This window comes from Sphingobium sp. TA15, from assembly GCF_037101235.1.
Classification (GTDB): Bacteria; Pseudomonadota; Alphaproteobacteria; order Sphingomonadales; family Sphingomonadaceae; genus Sphingobium; species Sphingobium indicum.
On record NZ_AP025355.1, the window covers coordinates 3101406 to 3115321 of the forward strand.

General features: G+C 66.7%; 14 protein-coding genes. 13 read left to right on the plus strand and 1 reads right to left on the minus strand.

The window, feature by feature from the left end; genetic code table 11:
* The first annotated feature begins 2 nt into the window (after positions 1–2).
* From Sj15T_RS15235 to ribH, 7 genes are all read left to right on the plus strand, one after another.
* A complete protein-coding gene (locus tag Sj15T_RS15235) occupies positions 3–1199 on the plus strand; it encodes an IS256 family transposase (protein WP_007684572.1) in 1197 nt (398 codons plus the stop codon).
* A gap of 240 nt (positions 1200–1439) precedes the next feature.
* The gene (locus Sj15T_RS15240; protein ID WP_013038919.1) at positions 1440–2129 is read left to right on the plus strand and encodes an energy transducer TonB; all 690 of its coding nucleotides are present in this window, start codon (positions 1440–1442) and stop codon (positions 2127–2129) included.
* A 23-nt stretch (positions 2130–2152) separates the two neighbouring features.
* The gene (locus Sj15T_RS15245; protein WP_013038920.1) at positions 2153–2680 is read left to right on the plus strand and encodes a hypothetical protein; all 528 of its coding nucleotides are present in this window, start codon (positions 2153–2155) and stop codon (positions 2678–2680) included.
* 32 nt (positions 2681–2712) lie between these two features.
* Entirely contained in the window at positions 2713–3705 is a 993-nt protein-coding gene (ribD, locus tag Sj15T_RS15250) for a bifunctional diaminohydroxyphosphoribosylaminopyrimidine deaminase/5-amino-6-(5-phosphoribosylamino)uracil reductase RibD (protein WP_269076462.1), read from the plus strand.
* Between the two features lie 53 nt (positions 3706–3758).
* Complete coding sequence (locus Sj15T_RS15255; protein WP_013038922.1) at positions 3759–4373, plus strand: riboflavin synthase; 615 nt, start codon at positions 3759–3761, stop codon at positions 4371–4373.
* Between the two features lie 71 nt (positions 4374–4444).
* A complete protein-coding gene (ribB, locus tag Sj15T_RS15260) occupies positions 4445–5728 on the plus strand; it encodes a 3,4-dihydroxy-2-butanone-4-phosphate synthase (protein ID WP_007686996.1) in 1284 nt (427 codons plus the stop codon).
* Positions 5729–5740: 12 nt separating this feature from the next.
* Entirely contained in the window at positions 5741–6163 is a 423-nt protein-coding gene (ribH, locus tag Sj15T_RS15265) for a 6,7-dimethyl-8-ribityllumazine synthase (RefSeq protein WP_007686994.1), read from the plus strand.
* A 54-nt stretch (positions 6164–6217) separates the two neighbouring features.
* On the opposite strand, the gene Sj15T_RS15270 is transcribed toward ribH, so the two are convergent.
* Positions 6218–7300 carry an alkene reductase gene (locus tag Sj15T_RS15270; protein WP_013038923.1) on the minus strand — a complete coding sequence of 361 codons (1083 nt, stop codon included), beginning with the start codon at positions 7298–7300 and terminating at the stop codon, positions 6218–6220.
* 182 nt (positions 7301–7482) lie between these two features.
* Here Sj15T_RS15270 and Sj15T_RS15275 point away from each other — a divergent pair, with 182 nt between their 5' ends.
* From Sj15T_RS15275 to Sj15T_RS15300, 6 genes are all read left to right on the plus strand, one after another.
* The gene (locus Sj15T_RS15275) at positions 7483–8148 is read left to right on the plus strand and encodes a COQ9 family protein (RefSeq protein WP_037511844.1); all 666 of its coding nucleotides are present in this window, start codon (positions 7483–7485) and stop codon (positions 8146–8148) included.
* 88 nt (positions 8149–8236) lie between these two features.
* Positions 8237–8494, plus strand: a complete 258-nt coding sequence (locus Sj15T_RS15280) for a FeoA family protein (protein WP_007686988.1) — start codon at positions 8237–8239, stop codon at positions 8492–8494.
* Positions 8491–10350: a ferrous iron transporter B gene (locus Sj15T_RS15285; RefSeq protein WP_013038925.1), complete on the plus strand. Its 1860-nt coding sequence runs from the start codon at positions 8491–8493 to the stop codon at positions 10348–10350. The genes Sj15T_RS15280 and Sj15T_RS15285 overlap by 4 nt, the downstream gene beginning before the upstream one ends.
* 26 nt (positions 10351–10376) lie before the next feature.
* On the plus strand, positions 10377–10934 hold the full coding sequence (ssb, locus tag Sj15T_RS15290) for a single-stranded DNA-binding protein (protein WP_007686985.1): 558 nt from the start codon (positions 10377–10379) through the stop codon (positions 10932–10934).
* A 357-nt stretch (positions 10935–11291) separates the two neighbouring features.
* Positions 11292–12881 carry a bifunctional phosphoribosylaminoimidazolecarboxamide formyltransferase/IMP cyclohydrolase gene (gene purH, locus Sj15T_RS15295; protein ID WP_013038926.1) on the plus strand — a complete coding sequence of 530 codons (1590 nt, stop codon included), beginning with the start codon at positions 11292–11294 and terminating at the stop codon, positions 12879–12881.
* A gap of 551 nt (positions 12882–13432) precedes the next feature.
* A complete protein-coding gene (locus Sj15T_RS15300; RefSeq protein WP_013038928.1) occupies positions 13433–13774 on the plus strand; it encodes a UrcA family protein in 342 nt (113 codons plus the stop codon).
* Positions 13775–13916 lie beyond the last annotated feature (142 nt).

Sequence of the window (13916 nt, forward strand, 5' to 3'; positions counted from 1 at the left end):
CCATGACCAGGACCGAGATTAAGCCTGCTGTATCCGCTGTCAAAGAGTTGCTGGCGCAGGAGCCGGATGCGCTTCGCGAGATTGTGCGCAGCGTGATGCAGGCGATGCTGGAAGCCGAGATGGACGAGGCGCTGGGCGCGGGCAAGAGCGAGCGCAGCGATGCGCGGCTCGGCTACCGTTCGGGGCATTACCCGCGCACGCTGGTGACGCGGGTCGGCAAGCTGGAGCTGCGGGTGCCGCAGGACCGTGCCGGGCGCTTCTCGACCGAGCTGTTCGAGCGCTACCAGCGGTCGGAGCAGGCGCTGGTGGCGACGCTGGCCGAGATGTATGTCCAGGGCGTTTCGACGCGCAAGGTCAAGGCGATCACCGAAGAGCTGTGCGGCCATGCCTTCTCGGCCTCGACGATCTCGGCGATCAACAAGAAGCTCGATGGCAGCCTGGCGGCCTTTGCCCAGCGCCGCCTCGACGAGCCGTTCCCTTATCTGATCCTTGATGCCCGCTACGAGAAAGTGCGCGAAGGCGGCGTGGTTGGAAGCCAGGCGGTGCTGATCGCGATCGGCATCGACTGGGACGGCAGGCGGCAGATACTGGCCGTGGAGATGGCCAATCGCGAGAGCGCCACGTCATGGAAGGACTTCCTGCTGCGCCTGCGTGACCGGGGCCTGCATGGCACCGAGTTCGTCGTCGCCGACGATCATGCCGGCCTGCGCGCGGCGATCCGCGAGGTGCTGACCGGCGCCGCATACCAGCGCTGCTACGTGCACTTCCTGAGGAACGCGCTCGATCACTTGCCAAGGAAGGCCGACGACGACTGCCTGCAGGAACTGCGCTGGCTCTACGACCGGCGCAACCTCGCCGAGGCCCGCGCCGATCTCGCCCAGTGGCTCGCCCGATGGAGCGCCAAATATCCCAGGCTCACCGACTGGGCCGAGGAGACGATCGAGGAGACCTTCTCCTTCTACCGGCTGCCACGCAGGCATCACAAGCACATGAAAAGCACCAACATGCTCGAACGCTTCAATGAGGAAATCCGGCGGCGAACCTATGTCGTGCGGATATTCCCCAACGCCCCCAGCTGCCTGCGCCTGGTCCGCGCACTCGCCGTCGAAACCCACGAAAACTGGCTCGAAGCCAACCGCTACCTCAATATGGACGAACTGCGCGAGCAGAAGAAAACCGAACTACGCAAAGCCGCATGACCAGCACCATGACCGCCAATTTGCAGAACTTGACGCACACAACCAGCCTTCGGCCGGTCCCCCTCCCCATCTCCCGATGGGGAGGAATAGGATGGGTCAGCTTTCTACCTAAACGGCCAGCAACATCCCGCAGCACGTCTCTCCCCGCGCCTTAAATTTAATGTTGCAACATATCATAGAAATATGTTGTAACGTTACACATCAGTTTTCGAAGAGGAAGCGAACCACAGGAGGGCAGATATGCAGTGGATCAGCACGGGTGCGGCAGGCGGCGAGACCATTTCCGGTTATAGCGGCGGCAGGCGTTCCCCCATCGGCATAGGCGGCGCGGTGGCCGTGCATGCGCTGGTGTTTGGCGCCTATCTTCTGATGCCCAAGGAGGTGATCGACACCTTCCGCAGCTCTCCGTTCACGACCTATGCCGTCCCCGAAACGCCCCCGCCGCCGCCCGAAGAAGCGGCCCCGGAAACGGACAGCAAAATCCCGCCCAAGGCCCGTTCGCAACCGACCACCGTCTCCGACCCCATCGTCGACACGGTCATCAAGGGCGGCTTCACGGCGAAGGCCGACGATCATCCCACCGGAGATTCCGGCACGGGCACGATCACTCCGCCCATCATCCCGCCGCTTCCCGAACCCGTCCTGGCGGAGGCCAGCATCGATCCCCGCGCGCTGGCGGCGTTCCAGCCCGACTATCCCGGCGCGATGATCCGGCAGGGGATGGAGGGCAAGGTCGTGGTCCGCGTCACCATCGGCCCCGACGGGCGCGTCATCGACATAGAGCGGCTGTCGGCGGCCGACGAGGCCTTCTGGATCGCCACGCAGCGCCACGCCCTGCGCAAATGGCGCTTCCGTCCGGCGACTCGGGACGGCGTGCCGGTCAGTTCGACCAAGGTGCTGACCGTCCATTTCCGGCTGGCGGACGTCTGAAATCGAAGGAAAGGGGCCGGAACATGACCGCAGGCGACAGCGCTTTTGCATCCGGCCCCGCCTTCCCCTATATCGGCGGCATGGCGATCTTTCCCCGTCCGGTGTCTCCCAAGAGCGCGATGAGCGACCTGTGGAGCTATTTTCGCGAGAACCGGCCCCATAAATGGCCGCTGCTCGGCCTGTCCGTCGCGTTCACCTGGGTCATCATCTGGGCCTTCATCGTCGACGCGAACACCAACACCATGCCGACCCGCAACCAGATCTTCTATGTGCAGAGCTGGGACGCCAACCGGACCGACGCGGCGATCATCCTGCAGCAGAAGATCGACCTCGCCAAGCGCGAGGCGGCGATCCAGAAGCGGCAGAGGGAAATGCAGGGCGTGGCCGATATTTTCGGCATCGACTGGAAGAAGGACGAGGCGCGCAACACCGCCCGCCGCAAGGAAGCGCTGAAGCAGATCAACGCGCAACTCGACCAGCGTCTGGCCAAGGCCGAAGCCACGGAAAAATCCGCCCCCGCCCCCACCCAGAGCGGAGCGGCCCAGCCCTGAGCGCCCGATCCAAAACCGTCCGATCTGAACCCATATTGGCCCCCGCCGATCCCGCGCAGGACCGGCGTTACATGGCCGCCGCCATCGCCCTCTCGCAACGCGGACGCGGCCTTTCCACGCCCAACCCCAATGTCGGCTGCCTGATCGTGAAGGACGGCCATGTCGTCGGGCGCGGCTGGACGCAGAGGGGCGGCCGCCCCCATGCGGAGGCGCAGGCGCTGGACGAGGCGCTGGACCGCGCCCGCGGCGCCACCGCCTATGTGACGCTGGAGCCATGCTTCCACCTTTCCCCGCGCGGCCCGCGCTGCGCCGACCGGATGGCCCGCGCCGGGGTGCGGCGGGTGGTGATCGCCCTGCGCGATCCCGATCCGCGCACTGACGGGCAGGGCGCCGCATGGCTGCGCCAGCACGGCGTCGCCGTCGACATGGGGCTGATGGCGGGGGAAGCCGCCGCCGCGATGCGCGGTTTCGTGCTGCGCCAGACCCTAGGCCGCCCGGCGGTGACGCTGAAGCTCGGCCTGTCGCTCGACGGCCGGATCGCGCTGGCCGACGGCAGCAGCCGCTGGATCACCGGCCCCGAAGCCCGCGCCCATGCCCATATGGAGCGGGCACGGCATGACGCCATATTGGTGGGCGGCGGCACGCTGCGCGCCGACGCGCCCCGGCTGGACGTGCGGCTGCTGGGGCTGGAGGACCGCTCGCCCCGGCGCGTGCTGCTCAGCCATGGCGACGCGCCCGGCGGCTGGGAAACCATCGCCGCGCCGGAGGATATCGCCGCCCTGCCGCAGGTCGACCATCTGCTGGTGGAGGGCGGCGCGCAGGCCGCCGCCGCCTTCCTGCGCGCCGATCTGGTCGACCGGCTGCTGCTCTATCGCGCCCCGATCCTGATCGGCGCGGGGCTGGCGGGCGTGGGCGACATCGGCCTGACCGATCTGGCCGGGGCGCATGGCCGCTGGCGGCTCGACGACGAACGGCGGCTGGGCAATGATCGGCTGGAGGTTTACCTGCGCAGCCGGAACGCCTAGATCACCCCGGAAAGCATCGCCCTTCGGGACACCACAAGCAACAGGCTCTTCCCATGTTCACCGGCATCATCACCGACATCGGCACTATCCGCACCCATGAACAGCGCGGCGACCTGCGCCTGGTGATCGGCTGCGCCTATGACATGGAAACGGTCGCCATCGGCGCGTCCATCGCCTGTTCGGGCGCCTGCCTGACGGTGGTGGAAAAGGGCGCGGACTGGTTCGCGGTCGACCTGTCGGCCGAAACCGTCGCCCGCACCGCGCCGGGCCTGTGGGAATTGGGCGGCCGCCTCAATCTGGAGCGCGCATTGAAGGTCGGCGACGAACTGGGCGGCCATATCGTCACCGGCCATGTCGACGGCATCGGCACCCTGGTGTCCGCCGCGCATGAAGGCGATTCCACGCGCCTCATCATCTCCGCGCCCGCCGCACTGGCGCCCGCGCTGGCGGCCAAGGGATCGATCACGGTCGACGGCATCTCGCTGACCGTCAACACGGTCGAGGACCAGGCGGACGGCTCCGTGCATTTCGGCCTCAACATCATCCCGCATACCGCCGCCGCGACCACGCTCGACAGGCTGACGCCCGGCCGCGCCTTCAACCTGGAGATCGACGTGCTGGCGCGCTATCTGGACCGGATGCAGAGCCTTCGCGCAGCCTCAATGTGATTATCGCTTGCCATAATCACATCTTGATGTGATATGCCGCTCCACCCCGTCCTGGGGAAGGAGTCGTTAGCATGTCGTCAGCCCTTATCGATACCGTCCGTTCGCTGGTCACGGAGGGCGGCATGTCCCGATCCGGCCTGGCGCGCGCGGCGGGCCTTCACGCCAATTCGCTGCGCAGGCTGGGCGAGGCGGACTGGAACCCCACCGCCGAAACGCTCGGCAAGCTGGAAGGCTATCTCGCCCGGCGCGAGGGCGGTACCGCGCTCGCCAGCCCCGAAGAGATCATCAACGAGGCGCGCAACGGCCGCATGTTCATCCTGGTCGACGACGAGGACCGGGAAAATGAGGGCGACCTGGTCATCCCGGCGCAGATGGCGACGCCCGACGCGATCAACTTCATGGCGACCCATGGCCGCGGCCTCATCTGCCTCGCGCTCAGCAAGGAACGGGTCGACCATCTGGGCCTGGGCCTGATGAGCCGCAACAACGGCACCCGCCACGAAACGGCCTTCACCGTGTCGATAGAGGCGCGCGAGGGCGTCACCACCGGCATCAGCGCCGCCGACCGCGCCCGCACCATATCCGTCGCCATCGACGGGTCGAAGGGGCGCGACGACATCGTGACGCCGGGCCATGTCTTCCCGCTGGTGGCGAAGGACGGCGGCGTGCTGGTCCGCACCGGCCATACGGAGGCGGCGGTGGACGTCGCCCGGCTGGCCGGGCTCAACCCGTCCGGCGTCATCTGCGAGGTGATGAAGGACGACGGCACCATGGCGCGGCTGGACGACCTGATCCCCTTCGCCCAGAAGCACAGGATGAAGATCGGCACGATCCGCGACCTCATCGCCTATCGCCGCCGGCACGACCATATGGTGGAGCGCCGCGCCGAAACCGTCTTCAACAGCCAGTGGGGCGGCGACTGGAAGGCGATCAGCTTCTACAACAAGGCGACGCAGACCGAACAGCTCGTGCTGCAAAAGGGCCATGTCGTGCCCGACGAGCCCACGCTGGTCCGCATGCATCAACTGTCATTGCTGGACGACGTCTATGGTTCGACCGGGCCGCGCAACGGCCTGCTTGCCAGGTCGATGGACATCATCGCCCGCGAAGGCGCCGGGATCATCGTCGTGCTCACCGTTCCGGTGCCGAGCGATTTCGTCAGCCGCAGCCTGCGCCACCATGCCGGCCAGCCCGATACGGGCATGGACGAACTGCGCGACTATGGCGTGGGGGCGCAGATCCTGGCGGAGCTGGGCGTTCATGACATGATCCTGCTCAGCAACACCCATCACAGCCTGATCGCGCTTGACGGCTATGACCTGGCCGTGGTTGGGCAGCGGCCGATCGAGCTTTAAGGAACCCTATCCATGGCAAAATTCCTGATCGTCGAAGCGCGCTTCTACGAGCATCTCAACGACCTGCTGATCGAAGGCGCCGTCGCCGCGCTGGAGGATGAGGGGCATAAATATGAAGTGGTGACGGTTCCCGGCGCGCTGGAAATCCCCGGCGCGGTGGCGCTGGCGGCGGAAACCGGCCGCTATGACGGCTTCATCGCCATCGGCGTGGTGATCCGCGGCGAAACCTATCATTTCGAAGTGGTGTCGAACGAAAGCGCGCGCGGCCTGATGGCGCTCAGCATGGACGGCATCCCCATCGGCAACGGCATATTGACGGTGGAGAACGAGGCCCAGGCGCTGACCCGGGCGAAAAAGCAGGAAAAGGACAAGGGCGGCGAAGCGGCCAAGGCGGCCATGGCCATGCTCGCCCTGCGTGAGAAATTCGGCGCCTGACAGCAGGATCGCGAACCGGAAAGGGGCCGCCCGATGGAGCGGCCCCTTTTTCGTTCAGGCAACCTTTTCCAGCGCCGGATAATCGACATAGCCTTCCGCGCCCTGCGTATAGAGCGTCTCCTGCCGCAGGGGACTGAGCGGCGCGCCGGTCGACAGCCGTTCCGGCAGGTCGGGATTGGAAATGAAGGGTCGGCCGAAGCTGATCGCCTGCGCCAGCCCGCTGTCCAGATCGGCCTGGGCGCGCGCCGCGTCATAGTCGCTGTTGAGGACCAGCGGCCCGCGATAATGCTGGCGGATAAGCGGCGATTGGCGCGGCACGTCGCTGGCGCCGCGCGTGCCGTCTGTCCGCAATTCGCGCAGCTCCAGGAAGGCGAGGCCGATCGGGTCCAGCGCTTGCGCCACCGCAAGCGACAGGCTGGCGGGATCGCTGTCGTCGGTGCCCTGCGAATCGCCGTTCAGCGACAGGCGGACGGCCGTGCGGTCCGCGCCGATCGCGTCGGCGACGGCCTGCGTGATCTCCCGCAACAGGCGGACGCGGTTCTCCGGCGGACCGCCATAGGCGTCCTCGCGCCTGTTGACGCCGTCGCGCAGGAACTCGTCGATCAGATAGCCATTGGCGCCGTGGATCTGCACGCCGTCGAACCCCGCCTCGATGGCATTGCGGGCGGCGGTCACATAGGTTTGGACAAGGGCCGGAATCTCCTCGATGCCCAGCGCCCGCGGCTGCTCATAGGGTTTGTTGCCGTCATAGCTGTGCGCATGGCCGGGCGCGGTGACAGGGCTGGAGGATATTGGCTGTTCGCCGGTCATGCTGCTGTGCACCAGCCGTCCCATGTGCCAAAGCTGGGCGAAGATCCGTCCGCCTGCTTCATGCACCGCCGCCGTCACCAGCTTCCAACCTTCGACCTGCTCGGCGGACCACAGGCCCGCCGCATAGGGCCAGCCCAGGCCCTGCCGCGACACGCCGATGCCCTCGCTGATGATGAGGCCCGCCGAAGCGCGCTGGCGATAATAGTCCGCCATGATCGGCGTCGGCACATGGTCGCGGGTGGCGCGGGCGCGGGTGAGCGGCGCCATCAGCACGCGATTTGGGGCATGGATCGCCCCTAGCTGCACCGGCTCGAACAGATTGGCCATGAAATATTCCCTCTTCAAAGTTGCAGATTGCAACGGAACTTGCCCACGCCAGCTAAGGTGCCTGCAGGGCTGCTTCAAGCCCTGCCCCGGCCCCACGTCGCCAAGTTTTGCTTTGCCGGCAAACATCCCCGCTAATCCCGCCCGCGCTTGTATGCCCGCCCGGCCGGGCGTAATAGCGGGTCATGACCCCGACGCACCCAGACATGACGCTAGACGAAGTGCGCGCCGCGCTCGCGCCCATCCTGCCGCGCCACGCCGCCTTCGACGGGTGGCGCGGGGAAGCCGTGGCGATGGCGGCGGAACAATGCGGCATCGACGCAGACATCGCCGCGCTCGCCTTTCCGGGCGGAGCGATGGACATGATCGACGCCTGGTTCGCAAGCGTCGATTCGCGGATGCTGGACGCGCTGCCGCCGGAAAAACTGGCCGCCCTGCCGATCCGCCAGCGCATAACGGCCCTGGTCGAAACCCGCCTGACCCTGCTGGCGCGGGACCGGGAGGCGCTGCGCCGGGCGCAGGCGGTCATGGCCATGCCGCGCAACGCGGCGCGGGCCGCCAGGCTCGGCTGGCGGGCGGCGGACGTCATGTGGCGCGCCGCGGGCGACGCGGCGACGGACCTCAATCATTACAGCAAGCGGCTGACGCTGGCGGGGGTCTATGCCGCAACCCTGCTGGTTTTCGTCGATGACGAGAGCGATCACTGGGCGGAGACCCGCGCCTTCCTGGCCCGCCGGATCGAAGGCGTGATGCGGTTCGAGCGGGCCAAGGCCCGGTGGAAGGGCGTCGGCGGGGGCGAGAGGCTGAGCTTCGCGCGCTTCATCGGACGGCTGCGCTACCCCGCCATATGATCCGCCGCGCCGGTGCGCCGATTCGCGCTGGCCTTTTCCAATCGGTATTGATAGTCACTCGCAGAAGTAGATGACGAGTGCCTTACCCTTGCGCCTGACCGACCTGCCGTTGCGCCAACCCGCTTATGTGGACCTGATCGACTGGAACGCGCTGTCCGCGTCCGACGGCCAAAGGCTGCGCGAATTCGGCCTGTGCGAGGGCGCGAGCGTCGAGGCCCTGCACCATGGCGGGCTGCTGGGGCGCGGACCCATAGCCTGCAAGGTCGGCCGCATGACCATCGCCATGCGCCGCAGCCATGCCGCCGCCATCACCGTCCGCACCGGCCCTTCGGACGGCGACCTGTGACGAACCTGCCGCTGATCGCGCTGGTCGGCAATCCCAATGCCGGCAAGAGCGCCCTGTTCAACGCATTGACCGGGGCGCGGCAGAAGCTGGGCAATTATCCCGGCGTCACCGTGGAGCGCAAGGCGGGCCGCCTTTCCCTGTCGGACGGCCGGCCGATCGAGCTGGTTGACCTGCCCGGCACCTACAGCCTCAGCCCCACCAGCCCCGACGAGCAGGTGACGCGCGACGTCATATTGGGCAGGCAGGCGGGCGAGCGCCTGCCCGACGCGCTGGTCGTGGTGGTCGACGCCTCCAACCTCGACAATCATCTCCGCTTCGCGCTGGAACTGATCGCGCTGGGCCTGCCGACCGTCGTCGCGCTCAACATGGTCGACCTCGCCACCCGCGACGGGCTGGAACTGGACGCCCATATCCTGTCCCGCGAACTGGGCGTGCCGGTGATCTCCACCGTGGCGGTGCGCAAGCGCGGCCTGGATCATCTGCGCGGCGAGCTGGAAACCATGCTGGACGGCAGCGCGGGCAAGGCCCGCGCTCCAGGCGAACAGAGCGATTTCGAAGGATTGCGCCGGGAGGCGCGCCGCATCGCCCGCGCCGCCGTCGTGCGCGAAACCCCGTCCCGCCGCCTGACCGCGGCTGTCGACCGGGCGGCGCTGCATCCCGTCGCGGGGCTGGTCCTGCTGCTCGCGCTTCTCTTCATCATGTTCCAGGCGGTCTATGCCTGGTCCGAAGCGCCGATCGCCATGATCGAAGGCTTTGTCGCCAGCGCCGGCGACGCCGTGACGGCCGCGCTGCCCGATGGACTGCTGCGATCCTTCCTGGTCGACGGAGTGCTGAACGGCGTCGGCTCGGTCATCGTGTTCCTGCCGCAGATCCTGATCCTCTTCTTCTTCATCCTGATGCTGGAGGCGACCGGCTATATGGTCCGCGCCGCCTTCCTGATGGACGGGCTGATGGCGCGGGTGGGCCTGTCGGGGCGGGCCTTCATCCCGCTGCTGTCCTCCTTCGCCTGCGCGGTGCCGGGGATCATGGCGACGCGCACCATCGCGGACCCGAAGGACCGGCTGACCACCATATTGATCGCGCCGCTGATGACCTGCTCCGCCCGGCTGCCGGTCTATGCCGTGATCATCGGCGCCTTCATCCCGGCGCGCACGGTCGCGCTCGGCATCGGCCTTCAGGGGCTGGTCCTCTTTTGCCTCTATATATCCGGCATCGTCGGCGCGATGCTGGCGGCGCTGGTCCTGCGCCGCACCGTCACCAGGGGCGCGAGCGGCGGTTTCCTGATGGAGATGCCGAAATATCAGTGGCCGCGCCCGCAGGACATAGTGCTGGGCCTGTGGCAGCGGGCGGTGATCTTCCTCAAGCGCGCGGGCACGATCATCTTCACCTCGACCGTGATCCTCTGGGTGCTGCTCAGCTTCCCCAAGGCGCCGGAGGATGGCGCGGTCAGCCAGGTCAACTATTCCATCGCGGGCCGCGTCGCCAACGGCCTCAACCTGGTGCTGGCCCCGATCGGCTTCAACCGCGACATCTCGCTCGCGCTGATCCCCGCCATGGCGGCGCGCGAAGTGGCGGTATCCGCGCTCGCCACCGTCTATTCGCTCGACGCCGACGAGGATGAAGCGAGGCTGGAGCGCAGCCTGGGCGACCGGCTGAAGGACAATTGGCCGCTGCCCACGGCGCTCGCCTTCCTCGCCTGGTTCGTCTTCGCGCCGCAGTGCATCTCCACCATCGCGGTGACGCGGCGCGAGACCAACGGGTGGAAGTGGCCGCTGTTCATGATCGGCTATCTGTTCGCGCTGGCCTATGCCGCGGCCGGCCTTACCTACTGGACCGCCACCGCAGCGGGGCTATAAGGGCCAGCTAAAGCATCGGAGGAAACATGGCGGGTTCGGTCAACAAGGTCATTCTGGTCGGCAATCTGGGCGCCGACCCGGAGGTCAAGAGCTTTCAGAATGGCGGGAAGGTGTGCAACCTGCGGATCGCGACCTCCGAAAGCTGGAAGGACCGCATGTCGGGCGAGCGCAAGGAGCGCACCGAATGGCACAGCGTGGCGATCTTCTCCGAAGGGCTGGCCGGCGTGGCCGAACGCTTCCTGCGCAAGGGGTCGAAAGTCTATCTGGAGGGCCAGCTCCGCACCCGCAAATGGCAGGACCAGTCGGGCAATGACCGCTACACCACCGAAGTGGTGCTGCAGGGTCCGGGCGCGGTGCTGACCATGCTTGACGGCGCGCCGGGCGGCGGCGGCCAGGGCGGCGGTGGCCGCTCCCAGGGCGGCGGCGACTGGAGCGGCGGGTCGAGCGGCTTTGGCGGCGGCGATTATGACGATTTCGGCGGCGGCGGCTTCGGCGGCGGTTCCGGCCGCTCCTCCGGCGGCGGGCGCGGCAGCGCGGGCGGGCCGAATTTCGACAATGACCTGGACGATGAAGTGCCGTTCTGAGCGCCTGTCCCGGACGGAAGAAAAGCGCTCCCGCCGAAAGGATGGGGCGCTTTTTCCTTTTTGGTCGTCGGGGGGAACGGACCTTCCCTATTCGTCACCCCGGGCTTGACCCGGGGTCCCGCTTTCTTTCTGAGTGCCCGCTTGGAGAAGGTAGCGGAATCCCGGATCAAGCCTGTCCTGAGCTTGTCGAAGGGTCCGGGGTGACGGAAAACTGATGAGGGGTATCCGACCGGAACGCGCATCCTCGCGCCGGCGGCCCGATTTCCGGCTTGGCGGATGTTCCCTTCCACGCGAAATCGCTCTAGAGGCCTGCGGCAAGCCTGAGCGGCACCCGAACAGCAGCAGGAAGCACCTCCCATGTCAGACGTCACCATCAAGCGCGCCCTTCTTTCCGTGTCGGACAAGTCCGGCCTTATCGAGCTGGGCCAGGCGCTGGGCAGGCATGGAGTCGAACTGGTGTCGACCGGCGGCACGGCCAAGGCGCTGCGCGAGGCGGGCCTGGCCGTGAAGGACATTTCCGACCTCACCGGCTTTCCCGAAATGATGGACGGCCGCGTCAAGACGCTGCATCCCAAGGTGCATGGCGGCCTGCTCGCCGTGCGCGGCAATGCAGAGCATGTCGCCGCTATGCAGGCGCATGACATCGGCGCGATCGACCTGGTCGTCGTCAACCTCTACCCCTTTGCCGCCACGGTTGCGAAAGGGGCGGATCGCGAGGAGATCATCGAGAATATCGACATTGGCGGCCCCTCCATGGTCCGCTCCGCCGCGAAGAACCATGAAAGCGTGGCGATCGTCACCGACCCGGCCGACTATGCCCGGCTGGTCGCGGAGATGGAGGAGAAGGGCGGCGCGACCAGCTACGACTTCCGCCGCATGCTCGCGGCCAAGGCCTATGCCGCCACCGCCGCCTATGATTCGATGATCGCGAGCTGGTTCGCCTTCGCCGACCAGGGCGCGCAGTTCCCCGAAAGCCTCTCGGTCTCCAGCAGGCTGGGTTCGACCCTTCGCTATGGCGAAAACCCCCATCAGTCGGCCGCGCTCTACCTGCCGGTCGGCCCGTCCGCCAACGGCATCGCCCAGGCGCGGCAGGTCCAGGGCAAGGAACTCAGCTACAATAATTACAACGACGCCGACGCCGCGCTGGAACTGGTCAGCGAATTCCGCGACGGCCCGCCGACCGTCGTGATCGTCAAGCATGCCAATCCCTGCGGCGTCGCCACCGGCGCCACGCTGATAGAGGCCTATGAAGCCGCGCTCGCCTGCGACAGCGTTTCGGCATTCGGCGGCATCATCGCGGTCAACCGTCCGCTCGACGGCCCGACCGCCGAAGCGATCAGCGGCATCTTCACCGAAGTCGTCGCCGCCCCGGACGCGGACGAGGATGCGAAGGCGATCTTCGCGAAGAAGAAGAACCTCCGCCTGCTGTTGACCGGCGACCTGCCCGATCCGGCGCGCCCCGGCCTCCAGATCAAGAGCATTGCCGGCGGGCTGCTGGTGCAGGGTCGCGACAATGGGCGGATCACCCGCGATCAGTTGAAGGTGGTGACGAAGCGCGCGCCTACCGAGCAGGAACTGAACGATTGCCTGTTCGCCTGGACAGTCGCCAAGCACGTCAAGTCCAACGCCATCGTCTATGCCAAGGCGGGCAGCACCGCGGGCATCGGCGCGGGGCAGATGAACCGCCTGGAATCCGCCCGCATCGCCGCGTGGAAGGCGAAGGACGCCGCTGAAAAGGCGGGCTGGGCGGAGGCGCGCACACTCGGTTCGGCGGTCGCGTCGGACGCCTTCTTCCCCTTTGCCGACGGCCTGCTGGCGGCGGTCGAGGCGGGCGCGACGGCGGTGATCCAGCCCGGCGGCTCCATCCGCGACGAGGAGGTTATCGCCGCCGCCGACGAAGCCGGCCTGGCGATGGTGTTTACCGGCATGCGCCACTTCCGCCATTAGGCAGCGTGGGTAAATTCGAAAATGTGGTGAAATGGCCAGTTGCGGACATTAGTTTCCCGTCACCCCGGACTTGATCCGGGGTCCCGCTGCCTTGAGCCGGGCGCGGACTCAGAAAGAAAGCGGGACCCCGGGTCAAGCCCGGGGTGACGAAAGGGGGAATGGCGGGAATCCACCCGCATAAGCCGGTCCGGCAAGTCTTGAATTTGTCCACGCTGCCTAGGGCGATTTCCAAGCGATCGGAACCGATCCCTGATTAGGAAATCGCGGAAAACTAAGGAATCCAGAGCGGCAATCTGATTCAATTGGATCGAAACCCGTCGCGTGGAAAAGCGCGCGCGGCCTGTATGGGCTTCAACGCAGCGCGCTTCATGGCGATTGATGCGGATGCGAAGGGGCGGGCGATCCTTTCGCATCCGCAAAAATAACGGTTTTCAGCCACTTTTTGCCAAGTGGCCCTTTTCATATGGCTCCATAAAGCCTATCTAGATGCGGACCCTTCTCCCACGTCAGGCGTTGGGCAGACCCGATAAGAGTTCGACAGGAGATACAGGATGACCAGAAAGACGTTGGTGGCGCTGACCGCCGCGATTACCCTTGCCTTGCCCGCAGCGAATGCCTTTGCCGGCATCAACGATATGGACGTGGTGGTCGACGGCCGCACCGGGATGGAAACCCGCAGCATCGCCGTGTCGATGGCTGACCTGAACCTTGCCAGCACCCATGGCGTGCGCATGGCCGATTCCCGCATCACCAAGGCCGCCAAGAAGGTCTGCGGCTGGATGAGCGGATCGATCCTGCCCGCCACGCCCGACTATCGCGCCTGCTTCGGCGAAGCGCTGGACGGCGCCCGCTCGGACCTCGACACGCTGATCCAGGCCCAGCGCCAGGGCTGATCCCGCCCGCTTGAAACGAACGCAAGGCCGGCGGCTCACCATGGCCGCCGGCCTTGCCTTTCCTTGCATTGTTACCGTCCATTAACTACTCCTTAGAAGATTTCCTTCACCTAAATCGGCAAAGGATTTCATCGGGGGGCCC